This window comes from Thalassotalea sp. Sam97, from assembly GCF_041379765.1.
GTDB lineage: Bacteria > Pseudomonadota > Gammaproteobacteria > Enterobacterales > Alteromonadaceae > Thalassotalea_A > Thalassotalea_A maritima.
This window is the reverse complement of sequence record NZ_CP166919.1, coordinates 3,283,863-3,310,522: the sequence shown is the minus strand read 5'-3', so window position 1 is coordinate 3,310,522 and position 26,660 is coordinate 3,283,863. Positions and strand designations below refer to the sequence as shown.

Annotated in this window: 23 protein-coding genes; 14 read left to right on the top strand and 9 right to left on the bottom strand. The window is 42.3% G+C overall.

Features of this window, described 5'->3' with window-relative positions:
* Positions 1-135: 135 nt before the first annotated feature.
* The 4 genes from yidC to rpmH are packed head-to-tail and all read right to left on the bottom strand — an operon-like array spanning position 136 to position 2,538.
* Positions 136-1,791 (bottom strand): membrane protein insertase YidC, encoded by a 1,656-nt coding sequence (gene yidC, locus ACAX20_RS14810; protein WP_371187438.1) that lies wholly within the window; start codon positions 1,789-1,791, stop codon positions 136-138.
* Between the two features lie 6 nt (positions 1,792-1,797).
* Complete coding sequence (gene yidD, locus ACAX20_RS14805) at positions 1,798-2,046, bottom strand: membrane protein insertion efficiency factor YidD (protein WP_371187436.1); 249 nt, start codon at positions 2,044-2,046, stop codon at positions 1,798-1,800.
* Positions 2,007-2,369, bottom strand: coding sequence for a ribonuclease P protein component (gene rnpA, locus ACAX20_RS14800; RefSeq protein ID WP_371187434.1), 363 nt, complete (start codon positions 2,367-2,369; stop codon positions 2,007-2,009). Before rnpA ends, yidD begins: the two co-directional genes overlap by 40 nt.
* A 34-nt stretch (positions 2,370-2,403) precedes the next feature.
* A complete protein-coding gene (gene rpmH / locus ACAX20_RS14795; protein ID WP_290251918.1) occupies positions 2,404-2,538 on the bottom strand; it encodes a 50S ribosomal protein L34 in 135 nt (44 codons plus the stop codon).
* A gap of 820 nt (positions 2,539-3,358) precedes the next feature.
* On the opposite strand from rpmH, the gene dnaA reads away from it, so the two are divergent.
* The 6 genes from dnaA to glyS all read left to right on the top strand — a co-directional run bounded on the left by dnaA (position 3,359) and on the right by glyS (position 12,548).
* Positions 3,359-4,720, top strand: coding sequence for a chromosomal replication initiator protein DnaA (gene dnaA, locus ACAX20_RS14790; RefSeq protein ID WP_371187432.1), 1,362 nt, complete (start codon positions 3,359-3,361; stop codon positions 4,718-4,720).
* A 15-nt stretch (positions 4,721-4,735) separates the two neighbouring features.
* Positions 4,736-5,839 carry a DNA polymerase III subunit beta gene (dnaN, locus tag ACAX20_RS14785; protein WP_371187430.1) on the top strand — a complete coding sequence of 368 codons (1,104 nt, stop codon included), beginning with the start codon at positions 4,736-4,738 and terminating at the stop codon, positions 5,837-5,839.
* 7 nt (positions 5,840-5,846) lie between these two features.
* Positions 5,847-6,947 (top strand): DNA replication/repair protein RecF, encoded by a 1,101-nt coding sequence (gene recF / locus ACAX20_RS14780; protein ID WP_371187428.1) that lies wholly within the window; start codon positions 5,847-5,849, stop codon positions 6,945-6,947.
* Complete coding sequence (gene gyrB, locus ACAX20_RS14775; RefSeq protein WP_371187426.1) at positions 6,940-9,378, top strand: DNA topoisomerase (ATP-hydrolyzing) subunit B; 2,439 nt, start codon at positions 6,940-6,942, stop codon at positions 9,376-9,378. The genes recF and gyrB overlap by 8 nt, the downstream gene beginning before the upstream one ends.
* Before the next feature lie 185 nt (positions 9,379-9,563).
* Positions 9,564-10,481 (top strand): glycine--tRNA ligase subunit alpha, encoded by a 918-nt coding sequence (glyQ, locus tag ACAX20_RS14770; protein WP_371187425.1) that lies wholly within the window; start codon positions 9,564-9,566, stop codon positions 10,479-10,481.
* A complete protein-coding gene (gene glyS / locus ACAX20_RS14765; protein WP_371187423.1) occupies positions 10,482-12,548 on the top strand; it encodes a glycine--tRNA ligase subunit beta in 2,067 nt (688 codons plus the stop codon).
* A 112-nt stretch (positions 12,549-12,660) separates the two neighbouring features.
* Here the strand turns inward: glyS and tusA are convergent, their stop codons facing one another.
* Entirely contained in the window at positions 12,661-12,906 is a 246-nt protein-coding gene (tusA, locus tag ACAX20_RS14760; RefSeq protein WP_371187421.1) for a sulfurtransferase TusA, read from the bottom strand.
* Positions 12,907-12,995: 89 nt separating this feature from the next.
* Here tusA and ACAX20_RS14755 point away from each other — a divergent pair, with 89 nt between their 5' ends.
* From ACAX20_RS14755 to ACAX20_RS14740, 4 genes are all read left to right on the top strand, one after another.
* On the top strand, positions 12,996-14,918 hold the full coding sequence (locus ACAX20_RS14755; RefSeq protein ID WP_371187419.1) for a transglycosylase SLT domain-containing protein: 1,923 nt from the start codon (positions 12,996-12,998) through the stop codon (positions 14,916-14,918).
* 90 nt (positions 14,919-15,008) lie between these two features.
* Positions 15,009-16,328 (top strand): Xaa-Pro dipeptidase, encoded by a 1,320-nt coding sequence (gene pepQ / locus ACAX20_RS14750; protein ID WP_371187417.1) that lies wholly within the window; start codon positions 15,009-15,011, stop codon positions 16,326-16,328.
* A 6-nt stretch (positions 16,329-16,334) separates the two neighbouring features.
* Positions 16,335-16,973, top strand: coding sequence for a YigZ family protein (locus ACAX20_RS14745; protein WP_371187415.1), 639 nt, complete (start codon positions 16,335-16,337; stop codon positions 16,971-16,973).
* An 81-nt stretch (positions 16,974-17,054) separates the two neighbouring features.
* A complete protein-coding gene (locus ACAX20_RS14740; RefSeq protein ID WP_371187413.1) occupies positions 17,055-18,506 on the top strand; it encodes a TrkH family potassium uptake protein in 1,452 nt (483 codons plus the stop codon).
* Between the two features lie 67 nt (positions 18,507-18,573).
* On the opposite strand, the gene trkA is transcribed toward ACAX20_RS14740, so the two are convergent.
* The 4 genes from trkA to def are packed head-to-tail and all read right to left on the bottom strand — an operon-like array spanning position 18,574 to position 22,798.
* Entirely contained in the window at positions 18,574-19,956 is a 1,383-nt protein-coding gene (trkA, locus tag ACAX20_RS14735; protein WP_371187411.1) for a Trk system potassium transporter TrkA, read from the bottom strand.
* Positions 19,957-19,992: 36 nt separating this feature from the next.
* Positions 19,993-21,291, bottom strand: a complete 1,299-nt coding sequence (gene rsmB, locus ACAX20_RS14730; RefSeq protein ID WP_371187409.1) for a 16S rRNA (cytosine(967)-C(5))-methyltransferase RsmB — start codon at positions 21,289-21,291, stop codon at positions 19,993-19,995.
* Positions 21,284-22,258, bottom strand: a complete 975-nt coding sequence (gene fmt, locus ACAX20_RS14725; protein ID WP_371187407.1) for a methionyl-tRNA formyltransferase — start codon at positions 22,256-22,258, stop codon at positions 21,284-21,286. Before fmt ends, rsmB begins: the two co-directional genes overlap by 8 nt.
* Before the next feature lie 27 nt (positions 22,259-22,285).
* Positions 22,286-22,798: a peptide deformylase gene (gene def / locus ACAX20_RS14720; RefSeq protein ID WP_371187405.1), complete on the bottom strand. Its 513-nt coding sequence runs from the start codon at positions 22,796-22,798 to the stop codon at positions 22,286-22,288.
* A 224-nt stretch (positions 22,799-23,022) separates the two neighbouring features.
* On the opposite strand from def, the gene ACAX20_RS14715 reads away from it, so the two are divergent.
* The 4 genes from ACAX20_RS14715 (at position 23,023) to ACAX20_RS14700 (ending at position 26,618) form a co-directional block, all read left to right on the top strand.
* Positions 23,023-24,120: a LysM peptidoglycan-binding domain-containing protein gene (locus ACAX20_RS14715; protein WP_371187403.1), complete on the top strand. Its 1,098-nt coding sequence runs from the start codon at positions 23,023-23,025 to the stop codon at positions 24,118-24,120.
* A 136-nt stretch (positions 24,121-24,256) separates the two neighbouring features.
* Positions 24,257-25,393, top strand: coding sequence for a DNA-processing protein DprA (gene dprA / locus ACAX20_RS14710; RefSeq protein ID WP_371187401.1), 1,137 nt, complete (start codon positions 24,257-24,259; stop codon positions 25,391-25,393).
* A 37-nt stretch (positions 25,394-25,430) separates the two neighbouring features.
* Positions 25,431-25,904 (top strand): DUF494 family protein, encoded by a 474-nt coding sequence (locus ACAX20_RS14705; protein ID WP_371187399.1) that lies wholly within the window; start codon positions 25,431-25,433, stop codon positions 25,902-25,904.
* 150 nt (positions 25,905-26,054) lie between these two features.
* Positions 26,055-26,618, top strand: coding sequence for a topoisomerase DNA-binding C4 zinc finger domain-containing protein (locus ACAX20_RS14700; protein WP_371187397.1), 564 nt, complete (start codon positions 26,055-26,057; stop codon positions 26,616-26,618).
* Positions 26,619-26,660: the final 42 nt, after the last annotated feature.

Sequence of the window (26,660 nt, the reverse complement as noted above, 5' to 3'; positions counted from 1 at the left end):
TTTGTGAGTATTTTTACAAGACAGCGCTTAGGATATATGGCTGTGCCACATCAGTAACTAATAACAATAAAAAGGCCTTACATAGGTAAGGCCTTTATACATTAAAAAGAATGCAGGGTTAGATGCTTATGCAAATTATGCTTTACCAGCCGCTTCGGCTTTTTCAATTGATTTGAAAATAATCAGCATCTGGATAATGGTAATTACGTTCGATACCAACCAGTACAATACCAAGCCTGCAGGGAACCACAGGAAGAAGAAGGTAAAGAATACAGGCATCCATTGCATCATTTTTTGCTGCATTGGATCGGTGGTCATCGCTGGCTGAAGTTTTTGCATCAAGAACATAGATGCACCCATCAGAATAGGTAAGATGAAATATGGATCCATGCTTGATAAGTCATTAATCCATAGAGCAAATGGTGCATGACGTAATTCAACCGACTCAATAAATACCCAGTACAATGCAAGGAATATAGGCATTTGAATTAGCAATGGTAAACAACCACCGGCAGGATTCACTTTTTCTTTACGGTAAAGCTCCATCATCGCCTGTGACATTTTTTGACGATCATTACCATAGCGCTCTTTTAATGCCGCCATTTTCGGCTGAATTTTACGCATTTTTGCCATCGAGGTGTACTGCGCTTTAGTTAGCGGGTATAAGAACATTTTCACGATTATCGTGATTACAATGATAGCTACACCCCAGTTAACAACAAGAGCTTGGATTTTAAGTAGTAACCAGAATAATGGCTGTGAAATAAACCACAAGAAGCCATAATCAACCGTTAAGTCGAGGCCTTCAGCAATTTTTTCAAGTTTTTCTTGATCCTTTGGACCTACATAGAATGTTGATGAAAGTTGCGCTTCGTTTCCTGCTGCAATGGTCTCTACTGGGCCTTTAAAACCGATAACCGCTTCACCGCTGTTATTTAAAAAGCGTGTGTATAATTGGTTAGTTTGTTGTTGGCCAGGCACCCATGCCGATACGAAATAGTGCTGTAACATGCCTACCCAACCACCTGGTGTGGTTTCTTTCAGGTTTGCATCTTCAATATCATCGAAGTCGTATTTTTCGTAACGGGTTTCAGATGTTGAGTAAGCTGCACCGCGGTATGTTGGCATCATCATTGATGATTCGCTATCAACAAAAGCCGATTGCTTAAGTTGACCGTACATTTGTACAGATGCATTTGCCGCTGATTGGTTTTTCACTAAGTAATCAACCGCAACATCGTATTTGCCACGAGTTAAGGTGAACGTTTTCACCACTTCAATGCCATTTGCATTATGAGTTAATGTGACAACTAATTGATTTTGGCTATCAGCCATGGTGAGTTGGTCGTTGTTGACGCTATAAATAGGACGACCAGCAACGTTTGCATCTGGACCTTGAGCACCAATTAAGCCACTTTGTGCAACATAATTAAAACCTTGTTCGGTAAGAATTGGCATCGGGATACCACTACCTTGTTCGGTTTCAAAAGCCAGTAAATTTGCCGCAACAATATCACCGCCTTGAGTGTTAATTTTAAGTTCTAGCACATCAGAGGCAACGGTAATAACACCACCTTTACTAACTTCTTGATTAACTTCGCTAGCAGTATCTGAAGATGACGGCACAAATTCTGAATCGGTATTAGCAGACGTATCAGCTGTACCTTGTGGTGTTTGTTGAGTTGTTTCGGTTGGCGTTTGTTTAGGCGCATTATCAACCTGCCACTGGTTGTAAAGTAAAAAACTGACAACCAACAGGCCAACAAAAAGTAAACCGCGTTGTGATTCCATAATGTATTAGTTCTCTTGTTTCGATTTAGGAACGGGATCTTCACCACCCGGATGAAGCGGGTGACATTTTAATATACGTTTGCTTGCTAACCAACCACCTTTTAGAACACCAAACCGATCGATAGCGTCAATCGCATAAGTTGAACAAGATGGATTAAATCGGCAATTATTACCCAACAATGGACTAAGCCATTTTTGATAGGCTTTTATGGGGATTATTGCGAGCTTTTGTGTCGCTGTTTGATTTTCCGCCATATTTTTTCCAATTGTTGAGTAATCTGAGCATTATCAAGCTGATCAATACCCGACTTTACCATAACAACCAGGTCTACGGCAGGTAATTTATGTTGATTGGTGCGAAAACTTTCTCTAACCAGACGCTTCATACGGTTGCGTTCTACGGCTAACTTTACACGCTTTTTCGCGATTGCCATACCCAGACGGGGTTTTTTGACGGTATTAGAGGTAATAAGTATGGTGAAATGGCTAGAGCCATAACGAGATGGGTTATCGAAGACTTGTTTGAAATGACCAGGAGTCAACAAGCGTGACTCCCGGTTAAATTCGTAGTGACCCATTTGGGTTACTTACCTTATAACTAATATATAAGGATTAAGCGCTAAGCTTAGCACGACCTTTTGCACGACGACGTGCAATTACTGCGCGGCCGTTTTTAGTTGCCATGCGAGCACGGAAACCGTGAGTACGCTTACGCTTTAGTACTGAAGGTTGAAAAGTTCTTTTCATGATACTTTTTCCTGTTTATCCGTTTGGTTTGTTTGCTACTCGAAAACAAACGTTTCCGGAGCACAGAGTTAAAAATTGAGGGCGAATTCTAAATAGAAAGACAATCAAAGTCAACGCCTATCAATAAAAAAATAGCTGAAAAATCCAACAATAATAGTTTGCGGATCTAATAATGATCATTATTGATCGAAAGTCGATCATCATCATGAGTTGACGGGTAATGAAAATAATATTAAATCTCTTTAATATCAGGTGTTTAATGGTTTTTTCGGCTCAACAGATGACGATCTTAAGCAAGTTAGGTTATTACAGAGCGTAACGATCATATCGGCCGACCTGTGATATATAGGTAATGATGCGTTGATCATTATGATTGATAATCAGCGGTCATAATGGATTAGCTAGATCCTTGCGTAATTGAGCTATTTATCGCCTATTGTCCACAGTTTTGTAACAGTTGCGCCTTGCTAGCTGAAAATATCTTTAATTCTGTAATTTTACAAGAAACAATAATCGCCCTCTTTAAACGTATAATTAGCAAAAAAAATTATTTGTAAACCACTGATTTATAAGCATTAGTTTTTATCTTTGCAGAGGCTGTAAAAATAAATCAAAAAGCCTTATTGCACTTGTGGATAAGTCTTGTGATAATGACCCTTATAGGTATATAAAAATAAGCTAGATCGCGTCCAACCAACGTATCGAAATGCCTGATGTTTGGCATCGCAGTTAACATTGCACTAACTTCGATTAAGCCTTGGCACCTTTTATGTTTGTTATGTCTTTTAGATGTGCAAACGATCATCACAGGAGTTTATGAGTGGAACATTCACTCTGGCAAAGTTGTTTGTCGGTTCTTGAACAAGAATTACCCGCACAGCAGTTTAGTATGTGGATCCGACCTCTACAATGTGTTGTCGATGGAAATACAATGACATTGTACGCCCCTAACCGTTTCGTGTTGGATTGGGTGCGTGAGAAGTACCTGAGTAGAATTACTCAGTTAGTGGCTATGGCTGATGCTAATCCACCAGAAGTGCGCTTTGATGTTGGTAGTAAACCAGTACAAAGCTCATCCGTTGCTAATGAAGTAGCACAAAACTTTGCTGCCAGTACAGGGACTGCATCACCGGTTGCTCCAGTTGAACCGAATATTCCGAAAACCACCAATGTTCGTGACAAATATACCTTTGATAACTTTGTTGAAGGTAAATCAAACCAATTAGCACGCGCAGCGGCTTCGCAAGTCGCTGACAATCCTGGTCAAGCCTATAATCCATTATTTATCTATGGTGGCACGGGTTTAGGTAAAACCCACTTACTGCATGCTGTTGGTAATGGTATTTTGCGTAATAAGCCAAATGCGAAAATTGCCTATATGCATTCAGAGCGCTTTGTTCAGGATATGGTTAAAGCACTGCAAAACAACGAAATCGAGAACTTTAAACAGTACTATCGTAGCGTCGACGCGTTATTAATCGATGATATTCAATTTTTCGCCAATAAAGAGCGTACTCAAGAAGAATTCTTTCACACCTTTAACGCCTTGTTAGAAGGTAACCAGCAAATTATCTTAACCAGTGATAGATACCCTAAAGAGATATCAGGTGTTGAAGATAGGCTTAAATCTCGATTTGGTTGGGGCTTAACACTGGCGATTGAGCCGCCGGAGTTGGAAACTCGAGTGGCTATTCTTAAACGCAAAGCACAAGAGAGTAGTATTAATCTCGCTGATGAAGTAGCGTTTTTTATTGCTAAACGCCTGCGATCGAATGTGCGCGAATTGGAAGGGGCATTAAACCGAGTTATTGCTAATGCCAACTTTACGGGGCGACCAATTACCATCGATTTTGTTCGCGAAGCATTGCGAGATTTACTAGCATTGCAAGATAAATTAGTAACCATAGACAACATTCAAAAAACGGTTGCTGAATATTATAAGATTAAAGTGGCCGATATTTTATCGAAACGACGTAATCGTTCGGTTGCTCGCCCACGCCAAATCGCGATGGCTTTAGCTAAAGAGCTGACTAACCATAGCTTACCAGAAATTGGTGATGCTTTTGGTGGCCGCGATCATACTACGGTGCTTCACGCATGCCGCAAAGTAAAAGAGCTTCGTGAAGAGTCGCATGATATTAAAGAAGATTACTCTAACCTAATCAGAACACTATCATCGTAACAAGGTATTATAACAATGAAATTTTCGTTAACTAGGGACGCACTATTAAAGCCGTTATTATTAGTTTCAGGTGCCGTAGAGCGTAAAAGCACCTTACCTATTTTGGGCAATATTCTACTTGATGTTAGTGGGCAGTCACTTACCTTGCTTGCCACAGATTTAGAACTTGAAATGGTGTCTAGCACTGACGTGAATAATCAAGGTCCTGACGGTAGAGTAACGGTGCCGGCACGTAAGTTATTGGATATTTGTAAAAGCATGCCTGATCAGGCGTTGATTGAGTTTGAGTTAGTAGGCGATACCATTCAGGTGAAATCAGGGCGCTCTCGTTATTCATTAGCAACATTACCGGCAAATGACTTTCCGAATACGGAGTCGTGGCAGGGCGATGTAGAGTTTAAGCTGAAAAAGTCGCAACTGTTGCGTTTGATTGAAAGTACGCACTTTTCTATGGCTAACCAAGATGTACGTTATTACCTAAACGGCATGTCGATAGAAACTGAAAATAATGAAATTCGCAGTGTTGCCACTGATGGCCATCGTTTAGCTATTTGTAAGATTGCTGGTGAAAACTTAAATCTACCTGAGCGCCAAGTGATAGTTCCTCGCAAAGGTATCTTAGAAATAATTCGCTTACTTGATCCAGTTGATGATGATGTACAAATCATGTTGGGCAGTAATCACATTCGTTTAATCGATAGTGACTTTTCATTTACCAGTAAGCTTGTTGATGGTCGTTTTCCTGATTACCGTCGTGTACTGCCACGCAATGGCGATAAAATACTGATCACCGATAAAGAAGATTTGAAGCAAGTTTTATCTCGTGCATCGATCTTGTCTAACGAGAAGTTTAAGGGCGTTCGCCTAAACTTCTCCGATGGTGAATTGAAGATAACCGCCAATAACCCTGAGCAGGAATCGGCAGAAGAATACCTAGAAATAAATTTTGCTTACGATGCTTTGGAAATTGGTTTTAATGTCAGCTACATCTTGGATGTACTAAATGCGATAAAAGATGACAATGTTAAGTTCACGTTGTCGGATGCTAATTCGAGTGTCTTGGTTGAAGGGCAGGAAAGCGGCGAGGCACTATATGTGATCATGCCGATGCGTTTGTAATTTTTGAATGAGTATACAGACATTAATCGTCAACCAGTTTCGGAACTTGTCGTCTAATCACATAGAGTTTTCGGATAAACTGAATTTAATTGTTGGTGATAATGGCAGTGGTAAAAGTAGCTTGCTTGAAAGTATTTTCTTTCTCGGTCATGGTAAATCCTTTCGGACCACTAAGATTGAAAACTTAATAGAGCAGCAACAAGATCAGTTTGTGGTAAGCGCTCGAGATGACCAGAATCACCGGCTTGGTGTTCAACGCACTCGACAAGGTGATTTTTTAATAAAGATTAATGGCGATAGTAAGTTTCGCCTATCTGACTTGGCTAAGCATGTTGCGGTGCAAGTCATTACACCGGAAACATTTCGTTTGTTTTTTGGTGGGCCGAAAGAGCGACGCAAATTTATCGATTTAGGATTGTTTCACGTGGAACAATCCTTTGTAACGGTGTGGCGCGATTTCAAAAAGATTTTGTTACAGCGTAATGCGTGTTTAAAACAGCGCATTAGTGGGCAGCAACTTGCTTATTATAATCAAGTATTCTGTCAGCACTCTGAGCTCATCGCCCGAGTGCGAGAGCAGTATATAGCTAAACTGAGCGACGAATTAAATAGATGGCTTGCCACTATTATGCCGCAACTAGCGGATAACATCAGTTTACAATATCAGCGAGGTTGGCCAGCGAAACGAGATTTGGCAGAGGTACTCGCTGAAAATGAGTTGCGAGAGCTCAAATACGGCTACAGTTTGTTTGGTGCACATAAGTTTGATGTGCAGTTTAGCTATAAAAAAATGGCGATTGAGCAAGTGCTATCACGAGGCCAACAAAAACTGTTTTTGATGGCATTAACGATAGCGCAAGCGAACTTAATTTATAACAGTCAGCATATTGCACCAATAATCCTTATTGACGATATTGGCGCGGAGCTGGATAGTCAATCAAGGGCAGTGTTGGCAAAAGCCATAAGTGAATTAACTTGTCAGCTTTTTATTACTGCAATAGACAAAAACGCTCTAGAAGCGATGCTTCCTGAGCAAGAGAATTATAAAATGTTTCACGTGAAACATGGCGTAATAAAGGAAATAACGCAAGGCGAAGAACATGAGTGAAGAAAAAAATTATGATTCGTCCAGTATTAAGGTTTTAAAGGGCCTAGATGCTGTTCGTAAAAGACCAGGCATGTATATCGGTGATACAGACGATGGCACTGGTTTGCACCATATGGTTTTTGAGGTTCTTGATAACTCAATTGATGAAGCGTTAGCTGGCCATTGTAAAGATATTATTGTAAAGATTCATGGTGACGGTTCTGTCTCTGTAAGAGATGATGGCCGCGGTATTCCGACGGATATTCACCCTGAAGAGGGCGTGTCAGCTGCCGAAGTTATCTTAACTGTCCTTCACGCCGGTGGTAAATTTGGCGGTGAAGATTCTGGCTATAAAGTGTCGGGTGGTTTGCACGGTGTTGGTGTATCGGTAGTAAATGCGCTAAGTGAAAAACTAGAATTAACAATTCGCCGAGCAGGTAAAGTTCATGAACAAACTTACGCGATGGGCGAACCTCAAGCGCCTTTAAAAGTTGTTGGTGATACCGATAAAACAGGCACAACTGTGCGTTTTTGGCCAAGCGGAGAAACCTTCTCTGATATTGTATTCCATTATGATATTCTCGCTAAGCGTATTCGTGAGTTGTCTTTCTTAAACTCTGGTGTTTCGATTCGTCTGATTGACGAGCGTGATGGTCGTGAAGACCACTTCTTTTACGAAGGCGGTATTCAAGCGTTTGTTGATTATTTGAATACCAACAAGACGCCAGTTAACGAAGAAATTTTTTACTTCGACTTAGAACGAGAAGACGGTATCGTTGTTGAAGTTGCGATGCAATGGAATGATGGCTTCCAAGAAAATATTTTCTGTTTCACTAACAATATTCCGCAACGTGATGGTGGTACTCACTTAAGTGGCTTTAGAACCGCATTAACACGTACTTTGAATTCTTACATGACCAAAGAAGGTTTGAATAAGAAAGCCAAAGGCGGTGGCGAAACTAGCGCTACCGGTGATGATGCTCGTGAAGGTCTAACAGCGGTTATCTCAGTGAAAGTGCCTGATCCTAAGTTCTCATCACAAACCAAAGATAAGTTGGTTTCGAGTGAAGTGAAAACCGCAGTAGAGCAAGCGATGGGTGAAAAGCTAGGTGATTATCTGCTAGAGAACCCAGGCACGGCAAAAACCATCATCATGAAAATTATTGATGCTGCCCGTGCTCGTGAAGCAGCACGCAAAGCGCGCGAAATGACTCGTCGTAAAGGCGCTTTAGACATTGCTGGTTTACCAGGTAAGCTAGCAGACTGTCAGGAAAAAGACCCAGCGTTATCTGAACTATATATTGTGGAGGGTGACTCTGCGGGTGGTTCAGCCAAGCAGGGTCGTAATCGTAAGAATCAAGCAATACTGCCATTGAAAGGTAAGATTCTTAACGTTGAAAAGGCACGCTTTGATAAAATGATTTCTTCAGCAGAAGTCGGTACCTTAATTACCGCCTTGGGCTGTGGTATTGGTCGCGATGAATATGATCCAGATAAAACGCGCTACCACTCAATCGTTATAATGACCGATGCCGATGTCGACGGCTCGCATATTCGTACCTTGCTACTGACCTTCTTCTATCGTCAAATGCCTGAAATCATTGAACGTGGTTTTGTGTATATTGCCCAGCCACCACTTTACAAAGTGAAGAAAGGCAAGCAAGAGCGTTACTTAAAAGACGATGAGCAAAAAGAAGAGTACTTCACAACCTTAGCGTTAGAGAATGCATCTATTCATGTCAATGAGAGTGCGCCAGCATTATCAGGCATTGCCTTGGAAAATTTATTTAATCAGTACCGAGATACCATGACTATTATCAAGCGTGTTTCTCGTCAAATACCTGAGGCTATCTTAACGCAATTGGTTTATGCGCAAGCGATAACTCCAGAACTCTTTTCTGATAAAACGGTTGTAGAAACATGGAGCAACAAGCTTGTAGCGTTACTTGAAGAAAGTGGCGACAGTTCGTCAATTTATTCGGTAACGGTTGAACACGACCAAGAACGTAATATTTATTACCCTGCCATTAACGTTCGTATGCACGGTATAGACACTGTATATAAGCTTGGCTATGACCTAATCCAATCATCTGAATTTAAGGCTATTATGAGCTTAAATGAAGCGATTAATGGCTTAATGGAAGAGGGTGCTTATGTTAAGCGTGGTGAAAAAGTTTTATCCGTTAAAACATTTGAACAGGCACGTACTTGGTTGCTAAAAGAAGCAGAGCGTGGCCAGTACATTCAGCGTTATAAAGGTTTGGGTGAAATGAACCCTGAGCAGTTATGGGAAACCACTATGGATCCAGAAACGCGTCGAATGTTGCAGGTTACCATTGAAGACGCGGTTGCTGCTGACCAGCTATTCAATACCTTAATGGGCGATCACGTTGAACCGCGTCGTGAGTTCATTGAGCGCAATGCATTGAACGTAGAAAACTTAGACGTGTAAATTACGCCTAATTTCGTCTCTAAACCCGGCTTAAGCCGGGTTTATTATTTATGCCCTAATATTAATTTAATAGGCGCTGTAAAAGATTGTATTGTGGCGAATTTAGCTGAAAATGGGCTAGGCTATTAACTAAACAATCGCTATAATTAGCGCCATTTCTGTCAAACAATAAAGTACAGGTATTCATGAGCACCTACGATATCAAAACATTTCAAGGCCTCATTCTGCAGTTGCAGGATTACTGGGCTAAGCAGGGCTGTGTTATTGTTCAGCCTCTCGATTTAGAAGTTGGCGCTGGTACATTCCACCCGATGACATTTTTACGCTCAATTGGCCCAGAGCCTATGAGTAGTGCTTACGTGCAACCTTGTCGACGTCCGACCGATGGCCGTTATGGTGAAAACCCAAACCGCTTACAACACTACTATCAATTTCAGGTTGTGTTAAAGCCATCGCCGAAAAATATTCAAGATTTGTACTTGGAGTCGCTACGTCAGTTAGGTATCGATCCGCTTGTTCATGATATTCGCTTTGTTGAGGATAACTGGGAGTCACCAACCTTGGGGGCGTGGGGCCTAGGCTGGGAAATTTGGCTAAACGGTATGGAGATCACTCAGTTTACTTACTTCCAACAAGTAGGTGGTTTAGAGTGTGCGCCAGTCACTGGTGAAATCACTTATGGTCTTGAGCGTTTGGCTATGTACATACAAAATGTTGATAGCATTTACGACTTAGTTTGGACAGACGGTCCTATGGGTAAAATCTATTACCGTGATGTGTTCCATCAGAACGAAGTAGAGCAGTCAGCTTATAACTTTGAACACGCCAACGTTGATGCGTTATTTAATCAATTTGACGTATGTGAGAAAGAGAGCCAAAAGCTAATAGAGCTAGGGTTACCATTACCGGCTTATGAGCAAGTAATGAAAGCATCGCATGCATTCAACTTACTTGATGCACGCCATGCTATTTCGGTGACTGAACGCCAGCGTTATATTTTACGCGTAAGAACATTGGCAAAAGCTTGTGCTGAAGCCTACTATGCCGCTCGTGAAGAACTTGGATTCCCGCTTTGTAAAGCACAGCAGGGCGAGGAGAAATAAATGACAACAGAGACCTTATTAGTTGAGTTAGGAACCGAAGAACTACCTCCAAAAGCATTAAAAACTTTAGCGACAGCTTTTTATCAATCAATCATTGAGCAAATTGATGCAGCCGGTTTGAGTTATAGCCAAGGTAAATGGTTTGCATCACCTCGTCGTTTAGCGGTGAAATTAGATCAGCTCGTTGCAGTACAACAAGACAAGGTAGTTGAAAAACGTGGACCTGCAGTAAACGTTGCCTTTGACAGTGATGGTAAGGCAACCAAAGCGGCCGAGGGTTGGGCTCGTTCAAATGGCATTACGGTTGACCAAGCGGAGCGCTTAGTTACCAATAAAGGTGAGTGGTTACTACATAAGGCAACAGAGAAAGGCCAAACGATCGCTGATTTACTACCTAACATTGTGGCTACGGCTGTAAATAAACTGCCTGTACCAAAGCCAATGCGCTGGGGTAGCAGCCGTATTCAATTTATTCGCCCTGTTCACACGATCACCATGATGTTTGGTGCCGATGTTATTGGCGGTGAAATCTTAGGTGTCGCGTCGAGCAATATTCTTAAAGGTCATCGCTTTCACCACCAAGGTGACGTGATGTTAGCTCACGCAGACGATTATGAAACCGCATTAAAGCAAGCTTATGTGGTTGCTGATTATGATAGCCGTCGTGCACAAATCGTTGCAGACGTTAATGCTGCAGCTGAGCAGCTAGGTGGTAAGGCGCTACTTGATGATGAACTAGTTGATGAAGTGGCTTCAATTAACGAATGGCCTTCTATTTTAGTGGGCAGCTTTGATGAAGAGTTTTTGCAAGTGCCTGCAGAGCCGTTGATTTATTCAATGAAAGATCACCAAAAATACTTTCCAGTAGAAGGTGCTGATGGTGAGCTTTTGAATAAATTTATCTTTGTTACAAACATTGAATCAAAGCAACCAGAAGAAGTTATTAAGGGTAATGAGAAGGTTATTCGTCCACGCTTGGCGGATGCGGAATTCTTCTTTAAAACTGATAAAAAGCACTCTCTAGAATCGCGTTTAGCAAGCCTAGAGAATGTTTTATTCCAAAAGCAGCTTGGCACCTTAAAAGACAAATCAGAGCGTATTGCCGCTATGGCTAAGCATGTTGCCGCGTGTTTATCTGAAAATGCTGATAACGCCTATCGAGCTGGTTTGTTAAGTAAGACTGATCTTATGACCGAAATGGTTCTAGAGTTTCCGCAAGTGCAAGGTACCATGGGTAAATATTATGCAGAGCACGATGGTGAACCAGCTGATGTAGCACAAGCGCTAGAAGATCAGTATCGTCCGCGCTTTGCTGGGGATGCATTACCTGAAGGCAACATTGGTGCGGCTGTGGCAATTGCTGACAAAATTGACAGCTTAGTGGGTATCTTTGGTATTAACCAACCTCCGAAAGGCGATAAAGACCCATTTGCATTACGTCGTGCAGCGATTGGCTTAATCCGCATTATCATTGAAAAGCAATTGTTGTTAGACATTGCCGACCTTATTGATGTGAGTATTGCGAGCTACGGTGATAAGTTAACAAACACCAATACTGCACAAGATGTAATTGACTTTGTAATGGGTCGATTCCGCGCATACTATCAAGAGCAAGGTATCAAAGTTGATGTAATCCAAGCCGTATTAGCGAAAACTCCAACTGCACCATTAGACTTTGATCAACGTGTTAAAGCGGTAAGTTACTTCCGTGAGCTAGAGCAAGCTCAGGCACTTGCTGCTGCCAATAAACGAGTTGGTAATATCCTAGCTAAGTTTGACGGTGAGTTATTAGCAAGCTTTGATAATAGCCTAGCGACCGAGCCTCAAGAGGTAGCGTTAGCGACAGCATTTACGGCGTTATCTGGCGAGCTTGAGCCATTGTTTGCTAATAAAGATTACAAACAAGCGCTGACTCAACTAGCCAGTTTGCGCACAGTAATCGATGAATTCTTTGATAATGTCATGGTAATGGCTGACGATGAACAGGTTAAAGTAAACCGCTTAACGTTACTAAGCCAAATCCGCGAAAGCTTCTTTAATGTTGCTGATATTTCGGTATTGCAATAATTCACGGTATTAATAGAATTAAAAAGCCCGCTTATGCGGGCTTTTTTGTCTCGGTCGTAAAACCATAAATCGTCAATCGCTAGCTAAGTATGGGTCGCGATAATAGGACGAACTACTTTTTCTTAATAAGATACTTATAGGTACCTGAATCCGTATCCTTGGCGACGAGTTCGTGCTCCATAAACTCACAAAAACTTGGTATATCGCGAGTAGTTGATGGATCATCTGCAAGTACCAATAAGGTTTCGCCGATACCAATTTTTCGAATATTCATACGCACCATCATCACCGGCTCAGGACACCGTAAACCGATGGCATCTAATGTATGATCTGCTTTTGCAAAAGTTGCTTCTGACATACCGCGCTTACTTAAATAATATGATAAAACCTCGGTTATTTTAGTTATCAACGACTAAAATTAATAGACTTAAGGAGGAAATAATCTGTATGCATTTTGTTACCCTAGTATTAAGTCTAAGCCTTTTTTTTGCTGTCGCTGCAGGGGCCGATGAACAGCGCGAAGCATTAAGGAAACTATTTATTGAAGCCGAATCACAGCGTTTTGACGTTGGTTCAGATGCTTATAAAGAGACTCTGGAAAAACTGCAAGGTTATCCTCTAATCGGCTACTTTCAATTAGCGCAATTAAAACGAAACATAGACCTTAGCTATGAGACTGAGATCAATGCCGTTCTCACGGCATATCGAGGCACGCCGATTGACTGGTCATTGCGTCGTGCTTGGTTACGCTATCTTGGTAAGCAAAAGGATAAAAACCGTTTTGTGAAATATTTCACAGGTACCAGTGATAAGGATTTAACCTGTCAATATATAGATAATAAGCTTGCTTTAGGAGGGGATGAAAAAGCGCTCTTTTCTAAAGTGAATAGCATTTGGTTATACGGCGAGTCCTTGCCTGATAGCTGTGATCCTGTGTTAAAAAAATGGGCTGATGCAGGTTATCGCTCTCCTGAACTTATTTGGCAGCGAATTATGCTCGCCAGTAAAAAACGTAGTTACAGCTTAATGGGCTATTTGGCAAAGCTATTACCGACAGAGGAGCAATATATTTGGCAGATATTTTCAGACATTCGTCGAAATCCAGCGCGCGTTGCGAATCTTGATCAGTTTAAAAAACTCAACAAACAAGAAATTATGGTGATCGTTTATGGTATTCGTCGTTTGTCTTACAAAGACGAAACGTTAGCGTTAAGCACGTATGAGCAACTCGAGCAGAAAGGGCAGCTAACACCTTTGTTTAAACAGCAAGTGTTGGATTCATTAGTCTCGGCCATTGCTCGGTCTCAAGATCCAATGGCTATCAGTTGGTTTCAGAGCTTACAAAGTCAGGACATTAGCGATAAAGCATTGCAATCACGGTTAGCAAACCTTGTCCGTCAAGGTGACTTTAAAACCTTGAATGAAGAATTAAAACACTTTAATGACGCAGAGCAAAATGATGATCAATGGCTATATTGGCAGGGGCGCAGTTTGGCGTTAGTGGGTGACAAGGAAAAGGCTATTCCGTTATATACAAAGGTTAGCAAGGAGCGAAGCTATTACGGCTTTTTGGCATCGACTTTACTAGGGAGTAAAGCGTCGTTAAATAACAAGCCTATTAAACTGAAACAGCACAACTTTGACGATGCCGAACGGTTTCCTGCGGCACAACGTGCGATGGAGTTGTTTGCGTTAAAGCGCTTTAGTAATGCTCGTAGCGAGTGGAATGCTTGGCTTGCTACTTTAGACGAAGACACGCGATTGCAGGCAGCGAAATGGGCTTATCAGCAAGGTTGGTATGACCGGGCTATCGCGGCGTTAAGTGGTACCGAGGGCATGGATGATGTTGACGCCCGTTTTCCCATGCCATTGAAAGATGTTTTCAACGAGCAAAGCAAAAAACAACAGGTCAATGTGGCGTGGGCATATGCGATTGCTCGTAAAGAAAGTATTTTTATGCAAGATGCGACCTCACGAGTCGGCGCGCTAGGCTTAATGCAGCTCATGCCATATACAGCAAAATATGTTTATGGCAGCAAACTCTCTTCACAGCAAATCATCAATGCAGAGACGAATGTGAGTCTTGGTATTAAATATTTGCGTTACCTGCTGGACAAGTTCGATGGCAACATTGTCTTGGCAACAGCGGCATACAATGCGGGACCAGGTAAAGTTCGCAGTTGGATTAAAAGTGATTCAGATAGCAATATGACTCTTGAGCAATGGATTGAAACCATACCGTACTATGAAACACGTAATTATGTGAAAAGCGTGATGGCATTTACTGAAATATATGCGCAAAAGCTCGGCCTAGAAGCCAATGTATTTGATTTCATTATCAACAACCAACTTCATGGCAACCAATCATAACAGTGAATGTTGAGCCGATTTGGTGGCAGGGTGGAGGCTACAGTGTTGACTGTGTTATCATCGCCGAAACGTTTTAAGAAGAAGTAAGTTATGATTGAATTGGAAAACCACTATCAAGCGCATTTTGAGACACTGCAACAGCGCACGGCAACCATCGTTAATAAAGAAAAATTAAAGGGACTGTGTATCCATGCTGGCCATGCACTACCGGTTTTTCTAGATGATATGTACTATCCATTTAAAACGAACCCTCATTTTAAAGCGTGGTTACCGATCACCGAAACTCCAAATTGCTGGTTATTGGTTAATGGCACCGATAAACCAGTGCTAGCGTTTTATCAGCCGACTGATTTTTGGCACAAGGTTACTAAGCTAGAAGATAGCTATTGGACACGTTTTTTTGATATCAAGTTGATCAGTAAAGCCGATCAAATAGCCGATATCTTACCAGCAGATAAAACCGACTTTGCTTATATTGGTGCGCATAAAGATATCGCTGCCAAGTTAGGCTTTACTATTGTTAACCCTGATAATGTTATTAACTATATGCATTATCATCGTGCCTATAAAACCAACTATGACTTAGAAAATATGCGCCAAGCAAATAAAATTGCTGTGGCCGGTCATACAGCAGCGAAAAACGCATTTCTTGCTAAAGCCAGCGAATTTGAAATCCAGCTAGCTTATTTAGCGGCAACTGGCCAAGGTGAAAATGAAATGCCTTATGGTAATATTGTTGCCTTGAACGAAAACGCGGCAATCTTGCATTACATGACGTTAGATAAACAGGCGCCGATGGAGCATCGCTCATTTTTAATTGACGCGGGAGCAAGCTTTAATGGTTATGCTGCGGATATTACCCGAACTTATGCCTTTAATGATGGTGAGTTTGCGGAGTTAATCGCAGCAGTTGATGTTATGCAAAAGCAGCTAGTTAACGGTTTACAGTCAGGTGCTAGCTATGTTGATTTGCACATTAAAAATCATTACATGCTGGCAGCTATTCTAGCTAAGTTTAAGCTTGTTAACATGGACACTGATGCTATGGTTGAGCAGGGTATCACTCGAGCCTTTTTCCCACATGGTATGGGCCATCACATTGGCTTACAAGTGCATGACGTTGGTGGTTTCATGGCAAATGAACAGGGTGATACTGTGCCATCGCCTGAGCAACACCCATTCTTACGCACAACACGTAGTATAGAAAGTAAGCAAGTGTTTACTATTGAACCGGGGCTTTACTTTATTGATGAGTTTTTAACAAACTTAAAGAACTCTTCGCATAGCTCTGCCATTAATTGGCAAAAAGTTGCTCAACTTAAGCCGTATGGTGGTATTCGCATCGAAGACAACATTATTGTTCATGAGCATGGCTTTGAAAACATGACCAGAGATTTAGGTCTGGCGTAACTGTTAATGAACATCAATCCATTATTGATGACACCGTATTATGTTCCAGCGACCTCGCTGGAGCATGAAATGGAAGTGAATCGTAGTCGCTTTATTTGCAGTATTGCTCACTGTGATTCGCCCACTGCGGTAAAGCAATTTATTGATTCGATAAGACAGCGTTATCCCGATGCATCACATCATTGCTATGCCTTTATTCATGCCCGCCCAGAAATAAGCACTGCTTATGGCTTTAGCGATGATGGCGAGCCTACCGGCACCGCAGGTAAACCTATGTTAGCGGTTCTGCAAGGTAGTGATATTGGTGAAATTTGTGCTGTTGTTACACGCTATTTTGGTGGCGTAAAGCTTGGTACTGGCGGCTTACAACGGGCTTATGGTAACAGTGTTCGCCAAGCGATACTCGAGCTCGAAACAACACTGAAGACGCCAACCGATATCGTTACTATGGATATTGGTTATGAACAACTTAACGATGTTGAGCATACTTTAAAAAGCTTTGATGGCAAAATTGTCGCTAGTGACTATGGCGCGACAATTCATTTACAGCTCGAAATCGCCATTCCACAAATTAACGACTTTTGCCTGCGCATCCAAGAAATTAGCGCAGGTAAAATTATCCCTCATAATCCGCTAACAAACTGATCAATCGCTATCGCTTAGCGCGTATTTTGGTTATCCTGTAAGTAGGCTTCAAATAACAAATTAAAATACAGCGTTATTATAATGCAATTCCGAAATATCATTCGTATCATCGGCTTATTGGTCGTCATCTTGAGTGTCACCATGTTGCCACCCGCTGCCATATCTTTGATTTATGGTGATGGTGGTGGTGTTGCTTTTATCACTTCTTTTTTACTTTGTGTTAGTGCCGGCTTCTTTGCTTGGTACCCAAATCGCGAACAAAAGGGCGATTTGCGAGCCCGTGAAGGCTTTTTAATTGTGGTGTTATTCTGGACAGTTCTTGCGAGTTTTTCAGCGGTACCGCTGATGCTGACCGAACAACCCAATTTATCAAATACGGATGCATTTTTTGAAGCCTTTTCTGGATTAACAACGACTGGGGCAACCATATTAACGGGCATTGATAATTTACCTCATGCGGTATTGTGGTATCGTCAGCAGCTGCAGTGGCTTGGAGGTATGGGGATAATCGTATTAGCGGTTGCGGTATTACCTATGCTTGGCATTGGTGGCATGCAGCTATATCGAGCTGAAACACCGGGGCCAGTAAAGGACTCGAAAATGACACCTCGTATCGCCGATACGGCCAAGCATTTATGGTATATCTACTTATCGCTTACAATTGCTTGTGCACTGGCTTATTGGGCTGCTGGTATGAACGGCTTCGATGCAATATCACATTCATTCTCGACGATTGCGATCGGAGGGTTTTCTACTCATGATGCGTCAATGGGGTACTTTGATAGTCCTCTGATAAACGCGATATGCGTGTTGTTTTTGATCATTGCCGGGGTTAACTTTGCTCTGCATTTTACTGCGTGGAACAGTCGTAATATTAAATCATATTTTTATGACCCTGAGTTCAAAGCGTTTATTTCCATTCAGCTGGTGCTGACTTTTGTTTGTTTTTTTGCGCTGCTTGCTTATGGGGTAACCGATAACTTTGAGCAAGCGTTTGATGATGCGCTGTTTCAGGCGGTATCGATCAGTACCACGGCAGGCTTTGCTACAACCGACTTTTCCGCATGGCCAGCGATGCTACCGCTGCTGCTGATATTTTCAAGCTTTGTCGGCGGTTGTGCTGGCAGTACAGGCGGTGGCATGAAGGTAGTCCGCGTTGTGTTGTTATACCTACAAGGCTTGCGCGAACTCAGTCGTTTAATTCATCCTAAAGCGATTATTACCATTAAGCTTGGACGTAAAGCGCTACCTGACAAAGTAGTCGATGCCATTTGGGGGTTCTTTGCAGCTTATGCGGTTATTTTTATTATCTGCATGCTGTTGATTATGGCCAGTGGGGTTGACGAGATCACAGCCTTTACAGCGGTAGCTGCATGTTTAAATAACTTAGGTCCAGGGCTTGGTGAAGTGGCGGCAAATTTTGCTAGTATCAATGATTTTAGTAAGTGGGTATTGATCATCGCCATGCTATTTGGTCGTTTGGAAATATTTACCCTATTGGTATTATTCCTGCCGTCGTTCTGGCGTGACTAACATATGCGAAAAGGTGTGATAAGCGTGCTGTGCCATATTTAGGAGAGCACGCATACTGCAATGCTAATTAGAAGAAAATAGCACTTACCGAGAACAGCTTTTCAATTTGGTTAATATACTTCTTATCAACCAAGAATAAGATGACGTGATCATCGGCTTGAATAACCGTGGTCGAGTGGGCGATTAACACTTCTTCGCCGCGGACAATGGCACCAAAGCTTGCTCCTGGTGGCAATTTAATATCTTTAATTTCTCTGCCAATAACTTTGGATGATTGCTCATCACCATGGGCGACGATCTCTACCGCTTCAGCCGCACCACGTCGTAAGCTATAGGCGTTGACGACACCTCCTTTACGCACATGAGTCAGTAGCGCCGATATGGTTGCTTGTTGTGGCGAAACTGCAATATCTATGTCGAGGATATTGTTGTGAATAATATCGTGATAAGCGTTACGTTGAATAAGGGCGATGGTTTTACGAGCGCCACCACCTTTGGCCACCATTGATGACATAATGTTGGCTTCGTCATCATTGGTTACCGCAATAAACACATCAATTTTATCAATTTGTTCTTCAACTAATAATTCTCGATCTGATGAATCACCAATATAAACACGAGTATTATCCAACTCGTTCGATAGAAATTCAGCACGAACTGGATTGCGCTCAATGATTTTTACCTGATGATTTTTTTCTAATATTCTCGCTAAGCCTGCGCCAATATGACCGCCTCCAGCGATCATTATGCGCTTATAGGCAGGTTCAAGCTTTTGCAACTCACTCATGACCGCTCGAATATGGCGTGTGGCAGCGATAAAAAACACCAAATCATCGGCTTCAATAACCGTGGTACCTAGCGGCCTAATGGGCTTACCTTTGCGGTAGATAGCCGCGACCCGGGTGTCAATATTAGGGATGTGATCACGTAAAGTAGATAGCGCATGACCGACCAGTAAACCACCGTAATAGGCTTTGATGCCGACTAATGATACTTTACCACCGGCAAATTCACGTACCTGTAGCGCGCCAGGGTAATCAATTAAGCGGGCAATGTCGCGCGTTACCAATTGCTCTGGAGCAATAATATGATCGACGGGGATATCTTGATTGTGAAACAAGCGTTTTTTATGCTTTAAGATTTGTTCAGAGCGAATGCGGGCGATTTTTACCGGTGTGCTAAATATTGAAAACGCAATTTGACAAGCGACCATATTGGTCGCGTCGTCACTGGTTACCGCAATAACCATATCCGCATCTTCGGCGCCAGCTTTAGCAAGTACATCAGGGTGACTACCGTGCCCGGTAACCACTTGTAGATCCATTTTGTCCTGCAATTCACGGAGCTTTTCGGTATCTATATCAACTAAGGTGATATCGTTGTCTTCGCCAACTAAGTTTTCGGCCAATGTACCACCAACTTGTCCTGCGCCTAAGATTATGATTTTCATTATTTTTTATAACTGTTAAAACGCTGCTTTGGGTTTTTAGTTTACGTTAGCACTTTTTTGGAACTTCGCATAGAAAAAGCCATCCATGCCATCATCACCTGGTAGTATCTGCCAGCCTAATGGGTCATCACTTTGCTCTAATGGGAGCAATGTGGCATCGTTGTTATCATTGATGAAGCGCTCGATTTGCTGCTTGTTCTCTTGCGGTAATATAGAGCAAGTTGCATACAACAAGGTGCCACCGGGTTTTAACAACGACCACATCGCAGCCAATATTTGTTGCTGCAATACCACTAAGGCATCAATGTCTTCGCGACGTCGCAGCCATTTAATATCTGGATTTTTACGAATAACGCCGGTTCCCGAACACGGAGCATCCAGTAAAATACGATCATAGAGTTGGCCGTCAAACCAAGAGTCTGGCTTGCTCGCATCAGCGGCTATGACTTTAGCAGATAACCCAAGCCGATCTAAGTTTTGCTCCACTCGTGTTAGTCGTTCAGGTTCTACATCAATTGCCGTTACCAGATCAAGATCAGGGGTTAACTCGAGAATATGGCATGTTTTGCCTCCGGGCGCAGCGCAGCAGTCGAGTATGTTTTCGCCTGCTTGGCTAGCCAATAGTGGCGCAGCCATTTGTGCAGCGCCATCTTGAATGGATACCCAGCCAGAGTCAAAGTTAGGTAATTTGCTGACATCTACCGCTTGGCTAAGACGAATGGCACCTGAGACAGGGTGTTGATAATCGAACTCAATATCGGCATCAGCTAGCAACTTTGCGTATTCATCAATGCCGCATTTACGGCGATTTACACGTAACCACATTGGTGGCCGCTGCATATTTTGCTCAACAATGCGTTGCCAAGTTTGCGGATAACCTTGCTGTAATAACTTGATAAACCAACTAGGGTGATTGTAGCGAACAGCATCACTGTTTACTGGTTCTGCATCAGGCTGTCGTTGATAACCACGCAGTACCGCATTGACCATGCCTTTTAGGTGGCGCGCTTTTAGCGATGCAGTTGCAGCGACTGTTTCTGCGACCGCTGCGTGATCAGGGACTCGAGTGTATTTGATTTGATAAATACCAACTAACAGCAAAAAATGACAAACTCGTTGTTTACCCTTTAATGGCTTATCAACAAAGTGCCTTACTTGGTGCTCCAGCTCCGGTAAATAGCGCAATACGCCATAACAAAGCTCTTGTAATAGGCCCTTGTCTTTGGGCGACTCTAACTGGCTTTGTAGCTTAGGCAATTCATCGGCTAAGCTACGACCTTTATCGACTACCGCAAAACAGCACTTTGCAGCGAGTGCGCGAATATTTTTACTCATTAGTATCGCCTGTTATGGCATAACCCACTTTGAACCAATCGCTACGACCATTGAGTAAATCGGCGACCGACATGGCTTTTTTACCTGGTACCTGCAAGCTTGTTAATACCAGTGTGCCTTGACCTGTAGCTACTTCGATACCGTGTTTGTCGACACTCAGGATGCTACCCGGTACAGCATCTGAGCTAGCTTGACCAATACTGGCTTGCCATACCTTGATGCGGTGCTGCTTGCCATTTTCATTTAGGGTAATTTGCGCAAAAGGCCAAGGCTGATAGGCGCGAATTTTACGGTGGATAACGTCAGCTGGTAATTGCCAATCTACCTCGGCTTCATCTTTACTTAATTTTTCAGCATAGTTAGCTAAAGACTCGTCTTGAGGTTCCGCTTGATGAGTGCCATTTGCCATTTGCTGCATGACTTCGAGTAAAGCGTGTGGACCAAGTACTGCCAGCTTTTCATATAAGGTGGCACTGGTGTCGTCTTGGCTAATAGGGCAGCTCGCTTTAAGCAACATATCACCTGTGTCTAAGCCGATATCCATTTGCATTATGGTCACACCCGTTTCGCTGTCGCCCATTTCGAGCGAACGTTGAATTGGTGCTGCACCGCGCCAACGTGGCAGTAAAGAGCCATGGACATTCACACAGCCTAACCTTGGCGTATCAAGAATGACTTTCGGTAATATTAAGCCGTAAGCCACTACCACCATAACATCAGCATTGTATGCTGCTAATGCTTGCTGATCTTCAACTTGCTTGAAATTAACAGGTTGCTCAACCGCAATGTTATGTTCAAGAGCTAACTGTTTTACAGGACATGCAGTGAGTTTTTTGCCGCGGCCTGCAGGTTTATCAGGCGGGCAATAAACGGCAACAACATTGTGTTCTGAGTTAATTAATGCTTGTAAATGCTGAGCTGCAAAATCGGGCGTGCCGGCAAATATGATATTCAGTGGTGATGACAAAGGAGACTCCTCGGGCAATGTTGAATGCTATTGACGCTTATCCAAGCGTGCTGCTTTTTCAAGTTTTGCTTTAATACGTTGACGTTTTAGTGGCGATAGATAGTCAACAAATAGCACTCCATTTAAATGATCCAGCTCATGCTGAATACAAATAGCCATTAATTCTTTAGCTGGTAATTCAAATTCATTGCCGTCACGATCCAGTGCCTTCACAACGACTTCGGTATTGCGCTCGACTTTAGCGTAGTTACCAGGTACTGATAAGCAGCCCTCTTCGTTAATCATGATTTCACCACTTTTTTCAGTGATCTCAGGATTAATCAACACAATTGGTTGATCTTGTTCTTCGGAAACGTCCATCACCACGATGCGTTGATGAATATCAACTTGGGTGGCGGCTAGGCCAACACCATTTTCAGCATACATGGTCTCTAACATGTCATCGACAATAGTACGGACATCATCATTTACTTGTAGAACAGGTTCTGCAACTGTTCTTAAACGCTCATCAGGGAAGCGTAACACATTTAAAACTGTCATAATTTTTCTAAAATAGTTAGCGGTAACCGCATTACAATGTTATGTTCTAATTTTAGCCATTATTTTTGTTGAATCATAGAGCTTGGCTGTTTTGAGACGATATTTTTCATATATTGCCGCTGTTTTCGACAAACTATGGTGACAACGTATAGGGCTTTTTTCGTTATCGCGCTATCATTACCTCAATAATAACGATAATACCGCTAAAAAATGGACTGGTTGGAATGATAAAAACAATACTTATAGCCATTGTCAGTTTGTGTTGCTCAGCCTTAGCTATTGCTGACCAATTGCAATTAAGAGAGGGAGCACCGAAAACCTACGTGGTGCAAAAGGGCGACACATTGTGGGACATTTCGGCAATGTATCTTAATGAACCATGGTTGTGGCCAAAACTTTGGCGCATCAATAGCGACATCATTAACCCACATCTTATTTATCCCGGTGATGAACTCAACCTAGTATTTGACGCTAAAGGTCAACCTATGTTGGTAAAAGGGAAACCCGAGCTACGTTGGTCACCGAAAGTACGTAAAACCTTAAAAGAGCGTAACCCGGTAACTTACATACCTTTTGATACGGTCGCACCTTATTTGGATTATGCGACTGTGTTGAGTGCGCAACAAATCAACGAAGCTCCGTATGTGCTTGGTGGCGATGAAGCCTTTAAGTCAAGCATGCAAGGTGCAACCTTATACATTAAAGGTGACTTGGCTGTTGATAAAACCTATGCCATATACAAGCGTGGTGAAGAAGTTTTCGATCCTGAAAATGGCGAGAGCTTGGGCTATCATGCACAATTAATTGGTACGGGGCGTGGTATTAAGCAAGGTAATATCGCTAATAAGACACCATCATCACTGTATCTAACCAAATCAATCCAAGAAATTCGCGCCGGCTCAATTGTACTGCCAGTGAGTGAAGGTCAGTTGTATCCTGCCTTTTATGGCATGCAAGCGGTTGAAGGTAAAGTTGTTGATGCGCGCATGATTCGTTCTCGTAATTTGGTCCGTGAATTTGGCAAATTTGAAGTAGTATTGCTAAATAAAGGTGCTAAAGACAATCTAGCTATCGGCGAGGTATACAAAATCAATCGTCAAAGCCCTGCTGTCGTTGATGGTCGCAATGGTCCAACGTACTTAGAGGATTCGTCGGTGCTGCAACGTATTCTTAATGGTGATGGAGATGACAGTGACGTTGTTATGCCAACCGAAAACATCGGTCATTTAATGGTATTTAAAGTGCTTGATGATACCAGTTATGCCATCGTGTTAGGCTCGCAAAAATCAGTACATATAACCGATGAAGTGAGTGCGCCATAAACACCTAGCAAGTTCACTTATTTATCTAACTTCTGCTACACTGAAATTAGATAAACCATTAAATAAAAGCAAAAAAGCGCTAATGATTAGCGCTTTTTTGCTTTTATACGATTGTTCATTATCAAAGGATTGAATTATGACAATGGCCACATCCTCTGCGACCAACGCCTTATACCTTGCCTTGCGTTTAGTACCAAGACTGGCAAATGACATCAAACTGCGGCTAATTGACGAATATGGTTTGCCACAGATATTCCAATTAAGCGAACAGCAACTGACAACGATAGGTTTAAATGACAAACAGCGCCGAGCATTGTTAGAGCCTAACTGGGCGTATATCGATCATGTACTGAATTTAGCGCTGCAACACAATATGCAAGTTGTGAGTATTGATCAACCTCATTATCCGCGGTTGTTAAAACAAATTACCAACCCGCCACTGTGTTTGTTTGTGCAGGGTAATCTTACTTTACTGAATATGCCGCAATTAGCGATCGTTGGCTCGCGAAATGCTAGCTTAGCGGCGCGAGAGCACGCCAAATATTTTGCTATGCAGCTAAGTGACTATGCTGTTATAACCTCGGGCCTTGCTCTGGGTATTGATGGTTGTGCACATGCAGGTGCTTTGCGAGGTCATGGCATGACAATCGCTGTAGTGGCGACAGGGTTAGATATGGTATATCCAACTCGACACAAGATCTTAGCGCAGCAAATATTAGATAATAATGGCGCAATTGTTAGTGAATGTTTGCCTAAGGCACCACCACACCCTGGTGCATTTCCTCGCCGCAATCGTATTATTTCCGGTATGAGTTGTGGTGTTTTCGTCGTTGAAGCAGCAATAAAAAGTGGCTCGTTAATATCGGCAAAACTGGCGTTGGAGCAAAATCGCGAGGTGTTTGCGATGCCGGGCAATATCAATAATCCTAATACCCGTGGTTGTCATAGCTTGATAAAACAAGGCGCACATCTTGTCGATAGCCGTGACGATATCATTGGTGCGCTTAATTTGTCATTACTAGCAGATATCAGCAGCAATATAGAGACCAATTTAGTCGCAAAAAGTTCGCAAAAAAAACTGCAAAAAAGTGAGCAACAAGACTTGTTTATCGACCCATTGTTGCGTACTGTGGATTATGAGACTACAGCCGTAGATACTGTAGTTTCTCGGAGCAAACTTCCCATAGAGGAGGTTTTAACCCGACTAATGACGCTAGAGCTCAGAGGTCTGGTAGCTGCGGTACCAGGAGGCTATATCAAATTGAAAAATTAACTCTAGTGCAATTTTATTCGCTAATAGGGGGATGGTTATGTTTGATATTTTAATGTATCTATTTGAAAACTATATCCATAGTGAAGCAGAGGTAATGGTTGATCATGATGTACTCACTGATGAACTTACCCGAGCGGGTTTTCATCAGGATGAGATATATAAAGCATTGTCTTGGCTAGAAAATCTAGCAGCATTACAAAATAGTGATGCTTATCCATATTTAACCCGTCGCCCCGGTGCCTCGGTAAGGGTATACACACCAGAAGAAATGCGCTTTCTTGATGTTGAAAGTTGTGGTTTTTTGATGTTTCTCGAGCATGTTAATGTCTTGGACTTTGCCACACGCGAAATGGTTATTGATAGAGTCATGGAACTCGATACCAAAGATTTTAATATTGATGACTTAAAGTGGGTCGTGCTAATGGTGCTATTTAATGTACCTGGTAAAGAGTCGGCATACTCGCAAATGGAAGATTTAATTTTCGACGAGTGCGACGGACCATTACATTAGACGCTAACAAGCACTTATATTAGCTTGCCTTGGCGATTATTTATATTGTTGTGGTTTTAGCTGGCTTTAGCTGATTTACGCTTATAATTTCAGCTCTGATTTGCGATAATAGACTACTATTGATCGCAGGTTAGTCATATCGAAATTGCAATGAGTAAAGATAGCAAACCGTTATTTAGTCAACATGAGCATGCCTTAGAAAAAGAGTATGGCGTTTGCCCAGAATGTGGTGGCGAATTACATATTCGTAATTCCAAATCTGGCGCTTTCCTTGGTTGCGGCAATTACCCTAATTGTCGTTATTCTCGCCCTTTAGTGGAGCAAGAAAAGTTTGAACAACAAGTGCTTGCTGGTACTGAATGTCCATTATGCGGCACTGAGCTCGCGGTAAAGCAGGGCCGGTATGGTTTATTTATTGGTTGTACTAACTTTCCACAATGCCATCATATTGAGCATGAACAGCAGCAACAACTTGATGATATAGAGTGTCCGCAATGCCAATCTGGGCATTTGCAGGAAAAACATAGTCGCTATGGAAAAACCTTTTACGCCTGCGACAACTACCCAAAATGTAAGTACGCTGTTAACTATGAGCCAGTTGCCGGCACATGTGAGCAATGTGGTTTTTCTTTATTATTAAAGCGCCATATGGCTGCGGGAGAAAAACTGCAGTGTGCCAGTAAAAAATGCTGTCACTTTCAAAAAGCTGGCTAATTTATTCTCAAAACAGTACCAAATAATAAGGCCGACAAATGT

What these genes read in the sequence shown, in the direction of transcription:
- def (WP_371187405.1), bottom strand. Translation starts at nt 22,798, where the DNA reads ATGACAGTTTTAAATGTGTTACGCTTCCCTGATGAGCGTTTAAGAACA.
- ACAX20_RS14755 (WP_371187419.1), top strand. Translation starts at nt 12,996, where the DNA reads ATGCATTTTGTTACCCTAGTATTAAGTCTAAGCCTTTTTTTTGCTGTC.
- rpmH (WP_290251918.1), bottom strand. Translation starts at nt 2,538, where the DNA reads ATGAAAAGAACTTTTCAACCTTCAGTACTAAAGCGTAAGCGTACTCAC.
- ACAX20_RS14740 (WP_371187413.1), top strand. Translation starts at nt 17,055, where the DNA reads ATGCAATTCCGAAATATCATTCGTATCATCGGCTTATTGGTCGTCATC.
- rsmB (WP_371187409.1), bottom strand. Translation starts at nt 21,291, where the DNA reads ATGAGTAAAAATATTCGCGCACTCGCTGCAAAGTGCTGTTTTGCGGTA.
- ACAX20_RS14745 (WP_371187415.1), top strand. Translation starts at nt 16,335, where the DNA reads ATGAACATCAATCCATTATTGATGACACCGTATTATGTTCCAGCGACC.
- trkA (WP_371187411.1), bottom strand. Translation starts at nt 19,956, where the DNA reads ATGAAAATCATAATCTTAGGCGCAGGACAAGTTGGTGGTACATTGGCC.
- ACAX20_RS14705 (WP_371187399.1), top strand. Translation starts at nt 25,431, where the DNA reads ATGTTTGATATTTTAATGTATCTATTTGAAAACTATATCCATAGTGAA.
- recF (WP_371187428.1), top strand. Translation starts at nt 5,847, where the DNA reads ATGAGTATACAGACATTAATCGTCAACCAGTTTCGGAACTTGTCGTCT.
- dprA (WP_371187401.1), top strand. Translation starts at nt 24,257, where the DNA reads ATGACAATGGCCACATCCTCTGCGACCAACGCCTTATACCTTGCCTTG.
- yidD (WP_371187436.1), bottom strand. Translation starts at nt 2,046, where the DNA reads ATGGCGGAAAATCAAACAGCGACACAAAAGCTCGCAATAATCCCCATA.
- glyQ (WP_371187425.1), top strand. Translation starts at nt 9,564, where the DNA reads ATGAGCACCTACGATATCAAAACATTTCAAGGCCTCATTCTGCAGTTG.
- gyrB (WP_371187426.1), top strand. Translation starts at nt 6,940, where the DNA reads ATGAGTGAAGAAAAAAATTATGATTCGTCCAGTATTAAGGTTTTAAAG.
- yidC (WP_371187438.1), bottom strand. Translation starts at nt 1,791, where the DNA reads ATGGAATCACAACGCGGTTTACTTTTTGTTGGCCTGTTGGTTGTCAGT.
- tusA (WP_371187421.1), bottom strand. Translation starts at nt 12,906, where the DNA reads ATGTCAGAAGCAACTTTTGCAAAAGCAGATCATACATTAGATGCCATC.
- pepQ (WP_371187417.1), top strand. Translation starts at nt 15,009, where the DNA reads ATGATTGAATTGGAAAACCACTATCAAGCGCATTTTGAGACACTGCAA.
- ACAX20_RS14715 (WP_371187403.1), top strand. Translation starts at nt 23,023, where the DNA reads ATGATAAAAACAATACTTATAGCCATTGTCAGTTTGTGTTGCTCAGCC.
- ACAX20_RS14700 (WP_371187397.1), top strand. Translation starts at nt 26,055, where the DNA reads ATGAGTAAAGATAGCAAACCGTTATTTAGTCAACATGAGCATGCCTTA.
- dnaN (WP_371187430.1), top strand. Translation starts at nt 4,736, where the DNA reads ATGAAATTTTCGTTAACTAGGGACGCACTATTAAAGCCGTTATTATTA.
- rnpA (WP_371187434.1), bottom strand. Translation starts at nt 2,369, where the DNA reads ATGGGTCACTACGAATTTAACCGGGAGTCACGCTTGTTGACTCCTGGT.
- glyS (WP_371187423.1), top strand. Translation starts at nt 10,482, where the DNA reads ATGACAACAGAGACCTTATTAGTTGAGTTAGGAACCGAAGAACTACCT.